Origin of the sequence: Lysobacter yangpyeongensis (assembly GCF_042655745.1) — a bacterium.
GTDB classification, from domain to species: domain Bacteria; phylum Pseudomonadota; class Gammaproteobacteria; order Xanthomonadales; family Xanthomonadaceae; genus Agrilutibacter; species Agrilutibacter yangpyeongensis.
This window is the reverse complement of sequence record NZ_JBHSNM010000002.1, coordinates 169,919-185,521: the sequence shown is the minus strand read 5'-3', so window position 1 is coordinate 185,521 and position 15,603 is coordinate 169,919. Positions and strand designations below refer to the sequence as shown.

The following is a 15,603-nucleotide window of genomic DNA, read 5'->3' as shown; positions in this document are numbered from 1 at the left end:
CATTCGGAGCAGGCTCAAGATGGCGAAAAGCAGCAACGCAATGGCCGGCATCGGCGGCGGACTCGGTAAATTCACCGAGCTGCGGCAGCGCCTGCTGTTCGTCGTCGGTGCACTGATCGTCTACCGCATCGGCTGCTACATCCCGGTGCCGGGCGTGAACCCGGACGCGATGCTCGAGCTGATGAAGACCCAGCAGGGCACCATCGTGGACATGTTCAACATGTTCTCGGGTGGCGCGCTGCATCGCTTCAGCCTGTTTGCCCTGAACGTGATGCCGTACATCTCGGCGTCGATCATCGTGCAGTTGCTCACGCAGATCGTGCCGAGCCTGAAGGCCATCCAGAAGGAAGGCGAATCGGGTCGTCGCAAGATCAACCAGTGGTCGCGCATGGGCGCGATCCCGCTGGCGGTATTCCAGGCCTGGGGCATTGCGACGGCGCTGCAGAGCGGTGGCGCGGCCCAGGGCATCCCGGTCGTGTACAACCCCGGCCCGGGCTTCATCCTGACGGCCGTGATCGCGCTGACCGCCGGCACCATGTTCCTGATGTGGCTGGGCGAACAGGTGACCGAGCGCGGCATCGGCAACGGCGTTTCGCTGATCATCTTCTCGGGCATCGTCGCCGGTTTGCCGGCTGCGGTGATCGGCATGTTCGAGCAGATCCGCAACGGCGACATGAATGCCATCGCGGCGATCGTCATCGTCGCGCTCGTGCTCGGCTTCACCTATCTCGTTGTGTTCGTCGAGCGGGGCCAGCGGCGGATCACGGTGAATTACGCGCGGCGCCAGGGTGGCCGCAGCGCGTACATGAACCAGTCCTCGTTCCTGCCGCTGAAGCTCAACATGTCCGGCGTGATCCCGCCGATCTTTGCCTCGAGCATCGTGATGTTCCCGGCGACCGCGGCTGCGTGGTTCAGCCAGGGCAGTTCGGCGACGTGGCTGCAGAAGCTGGCGCAGATGCTCAACTCCGGCCAGCCGCTGCACATGATCCTGTATGCATCGCTGATCATCGGCTTCGCGTTCTTCTACACCGCGCTGGTGTTCAACTCGCAGGAAACCGCCGACAACCTGAAGAAGTCGGGCGCGCTGATCCCGGGCATCCGTCCCGGCAAGGCCACCGCCGACTACGTCGACGGCGTGCTGACCCGACTGACCGCGGCCGGTGCGATCTACCTGGTGGTCGTCTGCCTGCTGCCGGAAATCATGCGCACGCAGCTGAATACCTCATTCTACTTCGGCGGCACCTCGCTGCTGATCGTGGTGGTGGTGGTGATGGACTTCATCGCGCAGATCCAGGCGCACCTGATGTCCCACCAGTACGAAAGCCTGTTGAAGAAGGCGAACCTCAAGGGACGCGGCGGCGCGCGCTGAGCGCGGCCGGACTGCGTCGCTGAACGCCCGGGCAGGAGCCCGGGCCAGGCTCTCCGGAGCCTGCAAATTGCGCCAGGGAATGGCGACGAATACCACGCCGGCTCCGACATCCAGCTCGGAGCGGCAAGTAGGGCGACCCGGGCGGCGTCTCGCGCACGGGTGGTTCAGGGCCTTTCGCGCACCAGAGTAGTGCGCGGGGCCGGGCAGGGCAGGTCTCCCGCGAGGAGGCCAAGCCGGCTCCGGCCAGTCCGGATCCGTCGCCGGAGCATGGGCACACTCCCCATGCCGGGTATTGGGACCTCGGTCCCGATGCTTCCAAGTAACCCGAGACGCTGTTAAAATCTCTTGTTCACTCCGCCGGGTTCACAGCCCGGCTGTCAAACCAGTTGGAGAATCGCGTCATGGCGCGTATTGCTGGCGTCAACCTGCCTGCCCAGAAGCACGTCTGGGTCGGGCTGCAAAGCATCTACGGCATCGGCCGTACCCGTTCGAAGCAGGTCTGCGACGCCGCCGGCGTCACCCGGACCACCAAGATCCGCGACCTGTCGGAACCGGAAGTCGAGAAGCTTCGCGCCGAGATCGCCAAGTTCGTGGTCGAGGGCGATCTGCGCCGCGAGATCGGCATCTCGATCAAGCGTCTGATGGACCTGGGCTGCTACCGCGGCCTGCGTCACCGCCGCGGCCTGCCGCTGCGTGGTCAGCGCACCCGTACCAATGCTCGTACCCGCAAGGGTCCGCGCAAGGCCATCAAGAAGTAAGGGGTAGACAACCATGGCCAAGCCGGCTGCTGCTGCCAAGACCAAGAAGAAGATCAAGCGCGTCGTCACCGACGGCATCGCGCATGTCCACGCTTCTTTCAACAACACCATCATCACGATCACCGACCGCCAGGGCAACGCGCTGTCGTGGGCGACTTCGGGCGGCGCGGGTTTCCGCGGTTCGCGCAAGTCGACCCCGTTCGCAGCCCAGGTCGCCGCCGAAAAGGCCGGCCGTGCTGCGCTCGACTACGGCGTCAAGTCGCTGGAAGTGCGCATCAAGGGCCCGGGCCCGGGTCGCGAATCCGCCGTTCGTTCGCTGAACAACGTCGGCTACAAGATCGTCAACATCATCGACGTCACGCCGATCCCGCACAACGGCTGCCGTCCGCCCAAAAAGCGTCGCGTCTGAGGAGCTGAAGACACATGGCTCGTTATATTGGTCCCAAGTGCAAGCTCTCCCGTCGTGAAGGCGCCGACCTCTCGCTGAAGTCGCCCGTCCGCGCGCTCGACAGCAAGTGCAAGCTCGAACAGAAGCCCGGCCAGCACGGCCCGACCGCCCGCAAGGGCAAGCTGTCGGACTACGCGACCCAGCTGCGCGAGAAGCAGAAGGTCAAGCGCATCTACGGTCTGCTGGAGCGTCAGTTCCGCAACTACTACAAGAAGGCCTCGAACAAGAAGGGCAACACGGGTGAAAACCTGCTGCAGCTCCTCGAGACCCGTCTTGACAACGTCATCTACCGCATGGGCTTCGCCGTGACCCGTCCGGCCGCTCGCCAGCTGGTCTCGCACCGCGGCGTCACGGTCAACGGCAAGTCGGTCAACCTGCCGTCGTACCAGGTCAAGGCCGGCGACGCGATCGCCCTGTCCGAACGCGCCCAGAAGCAGCTGCGCGTGCAGGAATCGCTGGGCGTCGCCGCCCAGATGGACCTGTCGCCGTCGTGGGTCGAAGTGGATGCGAAGAAGTTCGCTGGTGTGTTCAAGGCTGTGCCGGATCGTTCCGACCTGCCGAGCGACATCAACGAAGCGCTGATCGTCGAGTTGTACTCGAAGTAAGGACGAGCGCGGCCTGAAAAGGCCGCCTTCGCCAAAACCCCAGGCTGGTGTGCCCCGCGCGCACCGGCCTCTCCCTCGAAGAGAGGGAGCTCCAAAAGCCTCAGCCTGTCGTCGTTACCCCCACAACGCACGAAGGCACTGCAGGAGAACGCAACAACATGACGGTTACCGCCAACCAGGTACTGCGCCCCCGTGGTCCCCAGATCGAACGCATCTCCGGCCATCGCGCCAAGGTCGTGATCGAGCCGCTGGAGCGCGGCTACGGCCACACCCTCGGCAATGCGCTGCGTCGCGTGCTGCTGTCCTCGATCCCCGGCTTCGCGATCACCGAAGTCGACATCGATGGCGTGCTGCACGAGTACACCACGGTCGAAGGCCTCGAAGAGGACGTGCTGGAAGTCCTGCTGAACCTCAAGGACGTCGCCATCCGCATGCACACCGGCGACAGCTCGATGCTCTCGCTGAGCAAGCAGGGCCCGGGCATCGTCACTGCGGCCGACATCAAGACCGACCACAACGTGGAGATCCTCAACCCGGACCACGTGATCGCGCACCTGACCAAGGACACTGCGCTGAACATGCGTCTGAAGATCGAGCGCGGCTTCGGCTACCAGCCGGCTGCTGCCCGTCGTCGTCCGGATGAAGAAACCCGCGCGATCGGCCGCCTGATGCTGGACGCCTCGTTCTCGCCGGTCCGCCGCGTCGCCTACGCCGTGGAAGCCGCGCGCGTCGAGCAGCGCACCGACCTCGACAAGCTGGTCCTGGACATCGAAACCAACGGCACGATCGACGCCGAGGAAGCCGTGCGCACCGCCGCCGACATCCTCAGCGACCAGCTGTCGGTGTTCGGCGACTTCACCCACCGCGACCGCGGCGCTGCCAAGCCGCAGACCGGCGGCGTGGATCCGATCCTGCTGCGTCCGATCGACGACCTCGAACTGACCGTGCGTTCGGCCAACTGCCTCAAGGCCGAGAGCATCTACTACGTCGGCGATCTGATCCAGAAGACCGAAGTCGAGCTGCTCAAGACGCCGAACCTCGGCAAGAAGTCGCTCACCGAGATCAAGGAAGTCCTAGCCCAGCGCGGTCTTTCGCTCGGCATGAAGCTGGAAAACTGGCCGCCGGCGGGCATCGCCTCGCACGGGATGATGGGGTGAGCCCAGGCCGCCTGCGCGGCACTGCCGCGCGCTCGGGCGAACGCCCGGCGCGCTGCGCCGGGCAGGGGCAAACGTAGGGCGGGTCTCGACCCGCCTTAGGTGTGGAACGGCGGGTCGAGCCCCGCCCTACGACAAACCGATACTTGCGATCAGCGATGTCGGGAGACGCAACACCCAGTCGACGGACCCAAGTCCGCGACACGCCGACCAGGGAACGGGTCGGTCCGGACCATCCGCAGTCCATGTTTCAACGCCACGAAGGCGACAGCGAAATCCAATAGTTCCAACATTCATCAGGAATCCAGACCATGCGCCACCAGAAATCCGGTCGTGCCCTCAGCCGCACCACCGCGCATCGCGAAGCGATGTTCAGCAACATGGCCGCCTCGCTGATCAAGCACGGCCTCATCCGCACCACCCTGCCGAAGGCCAAGGAGCTGCGTCGCGTCGCCGAGCCGCTCATCACCCTGGCCAAGAAGGATGGCGTCGCCAACCGTCGTCTCGCCTTCTCGCGTCTGCGCGACAAGGAAGCCGTGGGCACGCTGTTCACCACCCTCGGCCCGCGCTACGCGAACCGTCCGGGCGGCTACCTGCGCATCCTCAAGTGCGGTTTCCGCGCTGGCGACAACGCGCCGATGGCGTACGTCGAACTGGTCGACCGTCCAGAAGCCGCGCAGTAAGCGCTCGCTCCGAACGCACCAGCTTCATCCGAAAGCCCTGGCCCTGGCCGGGGCTTTCGCTTTTCCGCGGCAGGCATCGCCGCTGGCTTGCGCGCATGCACCGTTCGTACGGCCGGGCGGAACCCGCTTCCCCCCGCCCTTGTCTTTGCACGCATCCGGCCAGCCGTTAAGGTAACGACATGATCAATCCCTTCCGTGCCTCGTTCCGCATCCAGTTCCTGCTCGGCTTCCTCGCCTGCGCGGCATTGCTGGGCTATGCGTTCCACACGCAGTTCCGCGATGTGAACCCGCTGGAGCCGTGCCCGCTGTGCATTTTCCAGCGGATCGCGTTCTTCGCGCTGGGCATCGTGTTCCTGTTGGGCGCGCTGCACGGGCCGGTGAAGGCCGGCTGGCGCCGTGTGTACGGCGTGCTCGCGCTGATCGCCGGAGGTGCCGGCATCGCGGTGGCGTCGCGCCATGTCTGGATCACGCTGCAACCGCCGGGCTCGGTGCCCAGCTGCGGTGCGCCGTTCGAATTCATGCGCCAGACCATGGGTCCGCTGAAGCTGATCCAGAAGGTCATGACGGGGTCGGGCGAATGCGCGAAGGTCGACTGGACCTTCCTCGGCATGTCGATGCCGGCATGGAGCCTGGTCTGCCTGGTCCTTCTCACGGTCTGGGGCGCGTACGCCGCCTTTCGCAGGCGCTGATTTCACATCGGGTTGCCACGCGCACCCGTATTCCAAAGCGCCATCAGCGGTTGCCGCTGCAACCGTTGCAGCGCCCGCGGTTCCGGCGGATGATGGAAATTCGCTGCATCGCAGCATCTTCTTCCGAACGACCATGCCTGCATCCGATCGCAACCTGCGCGCCGTCCACATGCCCACCGAATGGACTCCGGCGAGCTGGCGCGGGTATCCGGCGCTGCAGATGCCGGCCTATCCCGACGCGGGCGCGCTCGAAGGCGTGCTGCAGGAAATGCATGCGCTGCCGCCGCTGGTGACGTCGTGGGAGATCCTGACGCTGCAGAAGCAGATTGCCGAGGCGCAGGAGGGCAGGCGTTTCCTGCTGCAGGGCGGCGATTGCGCGGAGGTATTCGAAGGCTGCACGCCGGAAGTGATCTCCAACCGGCTCAAGGTGCTGCTGCAGATGAGCCTGGTGCTCGTGCACGGACTGCGACTGCCGGTGGTGCGCGTGGGCCGCTTCGCCGGGCAGTACGCGAAGCCGCGTTCGGCCGATACCGAAACGCGCGACGGCGTGACCTTGCCGAGCTACCGCGGCGACATCATCAACGGCCCGGATTTCACCGAGGAGGCGCGCATCCCCGATCCGCGCCGCATGGTCAAGGCGCATGCGCGTTCGGCGATGACGATGAACTTCATCCGTTCGCTGATCGATGGCGGTTTCGCCGACCTGCATCACCCCGAATACTGGAACCTCAGCTGGGTCGGCCATTCGCCGCTGGCCGACGAATACCAGCGCATGGTCGATGGCGTCGGCGATGCAGTGCGCTTCATGGAGACGCTGTCCGGCAGCGAAGTCCATAACCTCAATCGCGTCGACTTCTACACCTCGCACGAAGCGCTGCTGCTGCCGTACGAAGAGTCGCAGACGCGGCAGGTGCCGCGGCAGTGGGGCTGGTTCAACCTCAGCACGCACTTCCCGTGGATCGGCATGCGCACCGCGCAGCTGGATGGCGCGCACGTCGAGTACTTCCGCGGGATCCGCAATCCGATCGGCCTCAAGGTCGGTCCGTCGGCGACGCCGGACCAGCTGTTGCGCGTCATCGACGTGCTCAACCCGAACGAGGAGCCCGGTCGCCTCACCCTCATCCATCGCATGGGCGCGACGCAGGTCGCGGAAAAGCTGCCGCCGCTGCTGGACGCGGTGAAGCGCGAGGGCCGTCGCGTGCTGTGGATCTGCGATCCGATGCACGGCAATACCGAGAGCACCACCAACGGCTACAAGACGCGTCGCTTCCGCAACATCCGCAGCGAACTCGAACTCGCGTTCGAATTGCACGCGGCCGCCGGAACGCGGCTCGGCGGCGTGCACCTCGAATTGACCGGCGAAGACGTCACCGAATGCCTGGGCGGCGCGCGCGAACTCACCGAGAGCGACCTCGAGCGCGCCTATCGCTCCACCGTCGACCCGCGGCTGAATTACGAGCAGGCGCTGGAAATCGCCATGCTCATCGTGCGCAAGCAGGCGCAGCTCGCGCGACCGGAATAGTTCGCGACTACGTCGCTACTTTGCGGCGCTGGCCTGCGTCCCTGCATCGGGAAGCGATGCCAGGAATTGCGGGGCCTTGCGCGCCCGGGTCGCCTGCTCGAAGGCATAGCCCAGTTCGAGCAGGCGCGGCTCGCTCCACGCGGTGCCCATGAACACCAGTCCCAGCGGCAGTCCGCGCGCGTCGCCCATCGGCACGGTGAGGCTGGGATAACCCGCCACCGCCGCCGCGCCGTAGCCCGCGGGCACGTGGGGATCGCCGTTGGTCATGTCGGCTTTCCATGCCGCGCGGGTCGTCGGTGCGATCAGCGCATCCAGATGCTGAGCCTGCAGTGCCGCATCGATGCCTTCGGTACCCGCGAGCCGACGGATGAGGCTGCGCGTGTCCAGGTAGGCGGGATCGTTCAACGGGCCCTTCGCATCGGCCTGTTCCAGCAGGTCCTGGCCGAAGTAGCTCAGTTCCTCGCCCGCGCGCCGGCGGTTGAATTCGATCAGCTGCGCAAGCGTGCGCACGGGCGCATGGCGACTCTGCAGGTAATGCTCCAGCCCGGCCTTGAATTCCCAGGTGAGCACGTCGAGCTCGCCGGATTCCCACTGACCCTCGGTGGGAATCTGCGCGTCGACCACGGTCGCGCCGGCGCGCCGCATCGCCGCGATCGAGGCTTCCATCGCGGCATCGACATCCGCATCCACGCCCATCTTGCTGCGCAGCACGCCGATGCGCGCACCGCGCAATCCATCGGCCTTCAGGCGCAGCGGATAGTCGAATACCGCGCGGCCGACGCTGTTGGCGGTGACCGCGTCGTTCTCGTCGCGACCCACCATCGCGGCGAGCAGGTAGGCCGCATCGGCGACGCTGCGCGCCATCGGGCCGGCCGTGTCCTGGCTGCTGGAAATCGGAATGATGCCGTTGCGGCTGACGAGGCCCACGGTCGGCTTCAGGCCCACGAGGCCGGTGACCGAGGCGGGACACAGGATGCTGCCGTCGGTTTCGGTGCCCACGCCGACCACGGCCAGATCGGCGGCGATCGCGCTGGCCGTGCCCGAACTCGAGCCGCAGGCGCTGCGATCGAGCACGTAAGGATTGCGGGTCAGGCCGCCGCGTGCGCTCCAGCCGGACGTCGAATGGACCGAGCGGAAATTGGCCCATTCGCTGAGGTTGGTCTTGCCGAGGATCACCGCGCCGGCGGCGCGCAGGCGCTCGACGACAAACGCATCGCGCGCGGGCCGGTGGTCGGCGAGTGCCAGCGAGCCGGCGGAATTCACCATCGGCGTCGCGTCGATGTTGTCCTTGAGCAGCACCGGAATGCCGTGGAGCGGACTGCGCACGCGACCGGCGCGGCGTTCGGCGTCGCGCGCATCCGCTTCGGCCAGCGCCTGGGGATTGAGCTCGATCACCGCATTGAGCGTGGGGCCGGCATCGTCGATCGCGGCGATGCGGCCGAGGTAGGCCTGCGTGAGGGTGTGGCTGTCCAGTTCGCCCCGCGCCATGCGCGCGGACAGCTCGCCGACACCGAGGCCGGCGTACGCGAAGTGGTCTGCGGTCGCCCTGGCCGCTTCCTGAGGCGCGGAATCCGGGTTGCGGTTGCGCTCGCACGCGACCAGCGCGGTGGCGACGGCCATGGCCAGCAAGGTTGCGGGCACAACGCGCCCGCCGCGGATCCGGCTCAGCACAGACATGCATTCCCCCTTGGTCGCGGCGTGGCGCGAACCCGTTCAGCATCCCAAGCGGATGCGCGCGGGACAAGGGCGGGGAGGGGGCAAAGACGTGCCGCCGGTCACGTTGCCGGCATGGCGGACGACGCGCGCCGGTGATGGAGCGCTTGGAAGTCTTGAATGTGTGGTCGGGAGCGGGACTGCGACCGGCTGTATCAGTGCCGGCGCTTGAACAAGTCGCGTGCGAGCACCCAGACCACGACCAGGTTGACCAGGAAGACGGACAACGACAACCAGCCCGGATGCTGGAACAACTCGTTGATCTCGAGCGGCAGATACACCGCCGCGCCGATGCAGCCCAACCACGAGGCCCAGCTGCGCACCTGCCACAGGCCCCAGGCCTCGACGAAACGCAGCAGCGCATAGGCCAGCCCGATCGCGGCCGCCAGATGCACCGAGCCCGGATTGATCGTGCTCGAGATCCATGCGATCGCACCGTGGTGCGGATCGAGCTGGAACCGGTTGATCAGCTCGTGCAGCCAGCGCTGCAGCGGCACGGGGCCGAGGATTTCGAGCCCGCTGGCGGCGATGAGCGCCAGCAGGCCCTTGGCCGCCTCGAAGATCGCGATGACATGCAGGCCCGGATGCGCGTGCGGATCCGGGTTGTAGTGGTGTTCCTCGTGAGAGACACCCGGCACCGTCTCGCGAAGGCCGTTATCCACGTAGCCGCCGTCGTCCAATGCGGCGATCAGGCGGCGCGCGAGGCGCGCTTGCGGTCGCTTTCGGTCAGGAACTTCTTGCGCAGGCGGATTTCCTTCGGCGTGACTTCCACCAGTTCATCGTCCTCGATGAAGTCCAGCGCCTGTTCCAGCGTGTACTTGATCGCGGGCGTCAGCTTGATCGCGTCGTCCTTGCCCGAAGCGCGCATGTTGGTCAGCGGCTTGGTCTTGATCGCGTTGACGGTGAGGTCGTTGTCCTTCGAATGGATGCCGATCAGCTGGCCTTCGTACACCTGGTCGCCTTCGGCGGCGAACAGGCGGCCGCGCTCTTCCAGCGGGCCCAGCGCGTAGGCGGGCGTGGCGCCGGCGGCGTTGGCGATCATCACGCCGTTGGGGCGCTTGGCGATCGTGCCGGTTTCCTTCGGACCGTAATGGTCGAACACGTGGAACAGCAGGCCCGAGCCCTGGGTGAGGGTGCGGAACTCGTTCTGGAAGCCGATCAGGCCACGCGCCGGGATCATGTAGTCCAGGCGCACGCGACCCTTGCCGTCGGGCTCCATGTTCTTGAGCTGGGCCTTGCGGATGCCGAGCTTTTCCATCACGCCGCCCTGGTGCTGCTCCTCGATGTCGACGACGAGCTGCTCGATCGGCTCCATCAGCTGGCCGTCGATTTCCTTGATGATCACTTCGGGGCGCGACACGGCCAGCTCGAAGCCCTCGCGACGCATGTTCTCGATCAGCACCGACAGGTGCAGTTCGCCGCGACCGGAGACCAGGAACTTGTCGGGGTCGGAACCTTCCTCGACCTTCAGCGCGACGTTGTGCAGCGTCTCGCGCTCCAGGCGCTCGCGCAGCTGGCGGCTGGTGAGGAACTTGCCGCCGCTGTATTCCTTGTGGCCGGCGAACGGCGAGTTGTTCACCTGGAAGGTCATGCTGATGGTGGGCTCGTCCACGGTCAGCGCGGGCAGGGCTTCGGGGAAATCCAGCGCGCAGACGGTGTCGGAGATCGACAGGTCGGTGACGCCCGCGATCGCGACGATGTCGCCGGCACCGGCTTCCTCGGTCTCGATGCGCTCCAGGCCCATGAAGCCCAGCACCTGCACGATCTTGCCCTGGCGTTTCCTGCCTTCGCGGTCGATCACGCTGACCGGCATGTTCTTCTTCACCTTGCCGCGCTGGATGCGGCCGATGCCGATCAGGCCGACGAAGTTGCTGTAGTCCAGCTGGCTGATGCGCATCTGGAACGGGCCTTCCTCGTCGACCTGCGGCGGCGCGACGTGCTTCATGATCGCTTCGTACAGCGGGGTCATGTCGCCGTCGCGCGCGGCGTCGTCGAGGCTGGCGTAGCCGTGCAGCGCCGAGGCGTACACGATCGGGAAGTCGAGCTGCTCGTTGGTGGCGCCGAGCTTGTCGAACAGGTCGAACACCTGGTCGATGACCCAGTCCGGACGCGCGCCCGGACGGTCGATCTTGTTGACCACGACGATCGGCTTGAAGCCCATCGCGAAGGCCTTCTGCGTCACGAAGCGCGTCTGCGGCATCGGGCCGTCCATCGCGTCGACCAGGATCAGCACCGAGTCGACCATCGACAGCACGCGCTCGACCTCGCCGCCGAAGTCGGCGTGGCCGGGGGTGTCGACGATGTTGATGCGGTTGCCCTGCCAGGTGATGGCGGTGTTCTTGGCCAGGATCGTGATGCCACGTTCCTTTTCCTGATCGTTGCTGTCCATCGCGCGTTCGGCCAGCACCGTGCGTTCGGACAGGGTGCCCGACTGCTTGAGCAGGCAGTCGACGAGGGTGGTCTTGCCGTGGTCGACGTGGGCGACGATGGCGATGTTGCGCAGGCGTTCGATGGACATGCGAAGGGGGCGCCGGTGCGGCGCCAGAGCAGCGGAAGGAAGCCGGAAATTATAGCCCGGCTTGCGAGCCCGCGTCCTGTTCAGGCTCGATGCCTGGGCTATTCTTGTGGGTCCCGCCGACGGACCCCATATCCCGGGGCCTGTTCCCACTTCAAGACCCCTCCAGGAGCCGCCCCATGAGCCTGACCGCCAATTTCGACACCGACCGCGGCACCATCCGCATCGAACTGGCCGCCGACAAGGCCCCGCTGACCGTCGCCAATTTCGTGAACCTGGCCCAGCGCGGCTTCTACGACGGTCTCAAGTTCCACCGCGTCATCAACGACTTCATGGTCCAGGGCGGCTGCCCGCTCGGTACCGGCACCGGCGGCCCGGGCTACAAGTTCGAGGACGAGGCCAACAACGGCCTGCGCCACGAGCGCGGCGTGCTGTCGATGGCCAACGCCGGCCCGAACACCAACGGCAGCCAGTTCTTCATCACCCACGTGCCCTGCGGCTGGCTGGACGGCAAGCACACCGTCTTCGGCAAGGTGCTCGAGGGGCAGGACGTGGTCGATGCGATCAAGCAGGGCGACCTGATCAAGTCGGTGAAGATCGAAGGCGATGCCGCGGCGGCATTGGCGGCCAAGGCCGATCGCGTCGCCGAGTGGAACCGGATCCTCGCCGCCTGATCGGCGGGGGCCTGCGGGACGGGGATGCACACAGCGTCCCCGCTTCGTTTTCGGGTCTGGAAAACTGCGTGGCTGCGACGCAACAACAGCGTGGCTACAATATGCAGCTTCCTCCCCACAGGTCCCGCCCCATGCCCCAGCTTGCCCGGCGCATCGGTCGCGCCAAGCCCAGCGCGATCATGCAGGTGGCCGAAAAGGCCAAGCGCCTCAAGGCCGAAGGTCGCGACATCATCAGCTTCTCGATCGGTGTCCCCAACTTCCTTCCCGCCGAGCATGTCTATGCCGCCGCGCGCAACGCGCTGGACAAGGACAGCGGACAGTACGGCAGCAATCGCGGTTCCGATGCGCTGCTGGATGCATTCCTGGCGCACATCCACAAGATCGGCCTGGACGGCTATGGCAAGGTCAACGTCGCCACCGGCATCGGTGCCAAGCACGTGATCTACAACCTGGCCGAGGCGCTGCTCGACGAAGGCGACACCATCGCGTTCCCCACGCCCTACTGGACCAGCTATCTCGACATCGCCGAGATCGTCGACGCGAAGATCGACCTGCTGCCGTGCCCGCCTTCGCAGGATTACAAGGTCACGCCCGCGCAGCTCGACGCGGCGCTGGCGAAGAAGCCGAAGGTGTTCCTGTTCAACAATCCTTCGAATCCGACCGGCATGGTCTACACGAAGGAAGAAATCAGCGCGCTCGCCGACGTCGTCGCGAAGTATCCGGACACCTGGATCATCACCGACGACATCTACAACCGCATGGTGTTCGACGGCGTGGGCTACCACAACTTCGTGCACGCGCGCCCCGAGCTGCGCGATCGCGTGATCTTCATCGACTCGCTGTCGAAGACCTACGGCATGCCGGGCTGGCGCGTCGGCTTCATGGCCGGTCCCGAAGTGGTCGCGCAGGCGGTGGTGACGATGAACTCCAACCACATCACCAACCTGCCGGAAGTCACCACGGCGGCCGCCGTCGCCGCGCTGACCGGCCCGCAGGAAGTGCCGGCACAGAAGTGCGCCGAATTCCAGGCCAAGCGCGACCAGGTGATGGCCGTGATGAACTCGCTGCCCGGCGTGGTGTGCCCGCGTCCGCAGGGTGCGTTCTATGTATTCCCGGACATCAGCGTCGCCTTCGGCAGGACGCATGCTCCCAGCGGCAGGAAGATCGAGAACGATGTCGACTTCTGCAACGCACTGCTCGACGCCAAGGGTGTCGCGTGCGTGCCGGGTTCCGCCTTTGGCGAGCCGCGCGCGCTGCGCATCAGCTACACCTGCCCGACGCCGCAACTGGCGCCGGGGCTGCAGCGTTTCGCCGAGTTTTTCAACGAGTTGAGTTAAGGCGGGAATCGAGAGGCGGGAATAGGGAAGAGGGAACGAAGCGCATGCAGCGCTTGACGTGCCCGGAGCTCCCGACGCCATAGACCTTCGTTCCCTACTCCCTGTTCCCCATTCCCGCATTTTTTGGAGTTTCACCCCATGAAGACCCCCGTCCGCGTTGCCGTCACCGGTGCTGCCGGCCAGATCGGTTATGCCCTGCTGTTCCGCATCGCTTCCGGCGAAATGCTCGGCAAGGACCAGCCCGTCATCCTGCAGATGCTGGAACTGCCGATGGAAAAGGCACAGGCCGCGCTGAAGGGCGTGATGATGGAGCTCGAGGACTGCGCGTTCCCACTGCTCGCCGGCATGGTCGGCACCGATGATCCGAAGGTCGCGTTCAAGGACGCCGACTACGCCCTGCTGGTCGGCGCGATGCCGCGCGGCCCTGGCATGGAGCGCAAGGACCTGCTGCTGAAGAACGCCGAGATCTTCACCGTGCAGGGCAAGGCGCTGAACGACGTCGCTTCGCGCAACGTGAAGGTGCTCGTGGTCGGCAACCCGGCCAACACCAACGCCTACATCGCCATGAAGTCGGCGCCCGACCTGCCGGCGAAGAACTTCACCGCGATGCTGCGCCTCGACCACAACCGCGCGCTGTCGCAGCTGGCCAACAAGGCCGGCGTCGCCGTGAAGGACATCAAGAAGATGGTGGTGTGGGGCAACCACAGCCCGACCATGTACCCGGACTACCGCTTCGCGACCGTCAACGGCGAATCGCTGAAGGACCGGATCAACGACGCCGACTGGAACGCCAACACCTTCATCCCGGTCGTGGGCAAGCGCGGCGCGGCGATCATCGAAGCGCGCGGTCTGTCGTCGGCCGCATCTGCCGCCAACGCCGCCATCGACCACATGCGCGACTGGGCACTGGGCACCAACGGCGAATGGGTCACGATGGGCGTGCCGTCCGACGGCAGCTACGGAATTCCCGAAGGCGTGATGTACGGCGTGCCGGTGACCTGCGCCAATGGCGAATACACCCGCGTCGAAGGCCTGCCGATCGACGACTTCAGCCGCGCGGCGATGGACAAGACCCTCGCCGAGCTCGAGGAAGAACGCGCCGGCGTGGCGCATCTGCTGTAAGCAACAGATACGAAGGCGACTCCGGTCGCCTTCGTCGCTTTGGTTCATCGAGGTATGCAAATGTCGCAACTTTCCGCCGGAGCGCGCTTCCGCGCCGCCGTCAAAGAAGAATCCCCACTGCAGGTCATGGGCGCGATCACCGCCTACGCCGGCCTGATGGCCAAGCGCGTCGGTTACAAGGCGCTGTACCTGTCCGGTGGTGGCGTCGCCGCGAATTCGCTCGGCATGCCGGACCTGGGCATCAGCACGATGGAAGACGTGCTGACCGACGCGCGCCGCATTGTCGATGCCACGCAGATGCCGCTGCTGGTCGACATCGATACAGGCTGGGGCGGGGCTTTCAACATCGCGCGCACCATCCGCTCCTTCATCAACGTCGGCGTCGCCGCGGTGCACATGGAAGACCAGGTCGGCCAGAAGCGTTGCGGCCACCGCCCCGGCAAGGAAGTGGTGAGCAGGGAAGAGATGGTCGATCGCGTCAAGGCCGCCGTCGATGCGCGCACCGACGACAGCTTCGTGATCATGGCGCGCACCGATGCGGCGGCGACCGAAGGCATCGAGTCGGCGATCGAACGCGCAGTCGCCTACGTCGAGGCCGGCGCGGACATGATCTTCCCGGAAGCGATGAAGTCGCTCGACGATTACCGCCGCTTCAAGGCGGCGGTGAACGTGCCGATCCTCGCCAACCTCACCGAGTTCGGCAGCACCCCGTTCTTCACCACCGACGAGTTGCGCGACGCCAACGTCGACATCGCGCTGTATTGCTGCGGCGCGTATCGGGCCATGAACAAGGCGGCGCTCAATTTCTACGAGACGGTGCGCCGGGAAGGTACGCAGAAGAACATCATCGACACGCTGCAGACGCGTGCCGAACTGTACGACTTCCTCGGTTATCACGCGTACGAAGACAAGCTCGACGCGTTGTTCGCGCGCGGGAAGTGAACCGCGGTCGGCCGACGGGGTGGAACCGGTTCACGCCGTGCGTGCCCCCCGTAACCACCCCCGCCGGCGCGT

15 protein-coding genes are annotated in these 15,603 nt (G+C 65.9%); 12 read left to right on the top strand and 3 right to left on the bottom strand.

Features of this window, described 5'->3' with window-relative positions:
• The first annotated feature begins 19 nt into the window (after positions 1–19).
• The 8 genes from secY to ACFPN1_RS07545 all read left to right on the top strand — a co-directional run bounded on the left by secY (position 20) and on the right by ACFPN1_RS07545 (position 7,228).
• Positions 20–1,369 (top strand): preprotein translocase subunit SecY, encoded by a 1,350-nt coding sequence (gene secY, locus ACFPN1_RS07580; protein WP_386754250.1) that lies wholly within the window; start codon positions 20–22, stop codon positions 1,367–1,369.
• 401 nt (positions 1,370–1,770) lie between these two features.
• Positions 1,771–2,127, top strand: a complete 357-nt coding sequence (gene rpsM / locus ACFPN1_RS07575) for a 30S ribosomal protein S13 (RefSeq protein ID WP_386754248.1) — start codon at positions 1,771–1,773, stop codon at positions 2,125–2,127.
• Positions 2,128–2,140: 13 nt separating this feature from the next.
• Positions 2,141–2,536, top strand: coding sequence for a 30S ribosomal protein S11 (gene rpsK / locus ACFPN1_RS07570; RefSeq protein ID WP_056135964.1), 396 nt, complete (start codon positions 2,141–2,143; stop codon positions 2,534–2,536).
• Between the two features lie 14 nt (positions 2,537–2,550).
• Positions 2,551–3,180 carry a 30S ribosomal protein S4 gene (gene rpsD, locus ACFPN1_RS07565; RefSeq protein WP_310053760.1) on the top strand — a complete coding sequence of 210 codons (630 nt, stop codon included), beginning with the start codon at positions 2,551–2,553 and terminating at the stop codon, positions 3,178–3,180.
• A 158-nt stretch (positions 3,181–3,338) separates the two neighbouring features.
• Positions 3,339–4,337, top strand: a complete 999-nt coding sequence (locus tag ACFPN1_RS07560; RefSeq protein ID WP_386754247.1) for a DNA-directed RNA polymerase subunit alpha — start codon at positions 3,339–3,341, stop codon at positions 4,335–4,337.
• Between the two features lie 308 nt (positions 4,338–4,645).
• Positions 4,646–5,017: a 50S ribosomal protein L17 gene (gene rplQ / locus ACFPN1_RS07555; protein ID WP_386754246.1), complete on the top strand. Its 372-nt coding sequence runs from the start codon at positions 4,646–4,648 to the stop codon at positions 5,015–5,017.
• Positions 5,018–5,199: 182 nt separating this feature from the next.
• The gene (locus ACFPN1_RS07550; RefSeq protein WP_386754831.1) at positions 5,200–5,706 is read left to right on the top strand and encodes a disulfide bond formation protein B; all 507 of its coding nucleotides are present in this window, start codon (positions 5,200–5,202) and stop codon (positions 5,704–5,706) included.
• Between the two features lie 133 nt (positions 5,707–5,839).
• A complete protein-coding gene (locus ACFPN1_RS07545; protein WP_386754245.1) occupies positions 5,840–7,228 on the top strand; it encodes a class II 3-deoxy-7-phosphoheptulonate synthase in 1,389 nt (462 codons plus the stop codon).
• A gap of 15 nt (positions 7,229–7,243) precedes the next feature.
• On the opposite strand, the gene ACFPN1_RS07540 is transcribed toward ACFPN1_RS07545, so the two are convergent.
• The 3 genes from ACFPN1_RS07540 to typA form a co-directional block, all read right to left on the bottom strand.
• On the bottom strand, positions 7,244–8,854 hold the full coding sequence (locus tag ACFPN1_RS07540) for an amidase (RefSeq protein WP_386754830.1): 1,611 nt from the start codon (positions 8,852–8,854) through the stop codon (positions 7,244–7,246).
• 242 nt (positions 8,855–9,096) lie between these two features.
• On the bottom strand, positions 9,097–9,603 hold the full coding sequence (locus ACFPN1_RS07535) for a DUF2127 domain-containing protein (protein ID WP_386754244.1): 507 nt from the start codon (positions 9,601–9,603) through the stop codon (positions 9,097–9,099).
• A gap of 26 nt (positions 9,604–9,629) precedes the next feature.
• The gene (typA, locus tag ACFPN1_RS07530; protein WP_386754243.1) at positions 9,630–11,459 is read right to left on the bottom strand and encodes a translational GTPase TypA; all 1,830 of its coding nucleotides are present in this window, start codon (positions 11,457–11,459) and stop codon (positions 9,630–9,632) included.
• A gap of 176 nt (positions 11,460–11,635) precedes the next feature.
• Here typA and ACFPN1_RS07525 point away from each other — a divergent pair, with 176 nt between their 5' ends.
• From ACFPN1_RS07525 to prpB, 4 genes are all read left to right on the top strand, one after another.
• Entirely contained in the window at positions 11,636–12,130 is a 495-nt protein-coding gene (locus ACFPN1_RS07525) for a peptidylprolyl isomerase (RefSeq protein WP_386754242.1), read from the top strand.
• A gap of 131 nt (positions 12,131–12,261) precedes the next feature.
• Positions 12,262–13,467 carry a pyridoxal phosphate-dependent aminotransferase gene (locus ACFPN1_RS07520; protein WP_386754241.1) on the top strand — a complete coding sequence of 402 codons (1,206 nt, stop codon included), beginning with the start codon at positions 12,262–12,264 and terminating at the stop codon, positions 13,465–13,467.
• Between the two features lie 138 nt (positions 13,468–13,605).
• The gene (locus tag ACFPN1_RS07515) at positions 13,606–14,589 is read left to right on the top strand and encodes a malate dehydrogenase (protein WP_386754240.1); all 984 of its coding nucleotides are present in this window, start codon (positions 13,606–13,608) and stop codon (positions 14,587–14,589) included.
• Positions 14,590–14,649: 60 nt separating this feature from the next.
• A complete protein-coding gene (gene prpB / locus ACFPN1_RS07510; protein WP_386754239.1) occupies positions 14,650–15,531 on the top strand; it encodes a methylisocitrate lyase in 882 nt (293 codons plus the stop codon).
• Positions 15,532–15,603 lie beyond the last annotated feature (72 nt).

Bases quoted from the DNA above. Each gene is read 5' to 3' on its own strand.
- secY (WP_386754250.1), top strand. From the start codon at position 20: ATGGCGAAAAGCAGCAACGCAATGGCCGGCATCGGCGGCGGACTCGGT.
- rpsM (WP_386754248.1), top strand. From the start codon at position 1,771: ATGGCGCGTATTGCTGGCGTCAACCTGCCTGCCCAGAAGCACGTCTGG.
- rpsK (WP_056135964.1), top strand. From the start codon at position 2,141: ATGGCCAAGCCGGCTGCTGCTGCCAAGACCAAGAAGAAGATCAAGCGC.
- rpsD (WP_310053760.1), top strand. From the start codon at position 2,551: ATGGCTCGTTATATTGGTCCCAAGTGCAAGCTCTCCCGTCGTGAAGGC.
- ACFPN1_RS07560 (WP_386754247.1), top strand. From the start codon at position 3,339: ATGACGGTTACCGCCAACCAGGTACTGCGCCCCCGTGGTCCCCAGATC.
- rplQ (WP_386754246.1), top strand. From the start codon at position 4,646: ATGCGCCACCAGAAATCCGGTCGTGCCCTCAGCCGCACCACCGCGCAT.
- ACFPN1_RS07545 (WP_386754245.1), top strand. From the start codon at position 5,840: ATGCCTGCATCCGATCGCAACCTGCGCGCCGTCCACATGCCCACCGAA.
- typA (WP_386754243.1), bottom strand. From the start codon at position 11,459: ATGTCCATCGAACGCCTGCGCAACATCGCCATCGTCGCCCACGTCGAC.
- ACFPN1_RS07525 (WP_386754242.1), top strand. From the start codon at position 11,636: ATGAGCCTGACCGCCAATTTCGACACCGACCGCGGCACCATCCGCATC.
- ACFPN1_RS07520 (WP_386754241.1), top strand. From the start codon at position 12,262: ATGCCCCAGCTTGCCCGGCGCATCGGTCGCGCCAAGCCCAGCGCGATC.
- ACFPN1_RS07515 (WP_386754240.1), top strand. From the start codon at position 13,606: ATGAAGACCCCCGTCCGCGTTGCCGTCACCGGTGCTGCCGGCCAGATC.
- prpB (WP_386754239.1), top strand. From the start codon at position 14,650: ATGTCGCAACTTTCCGCCGGAGCGCGCTTCCGCGCCGCCGTCAAAGAA.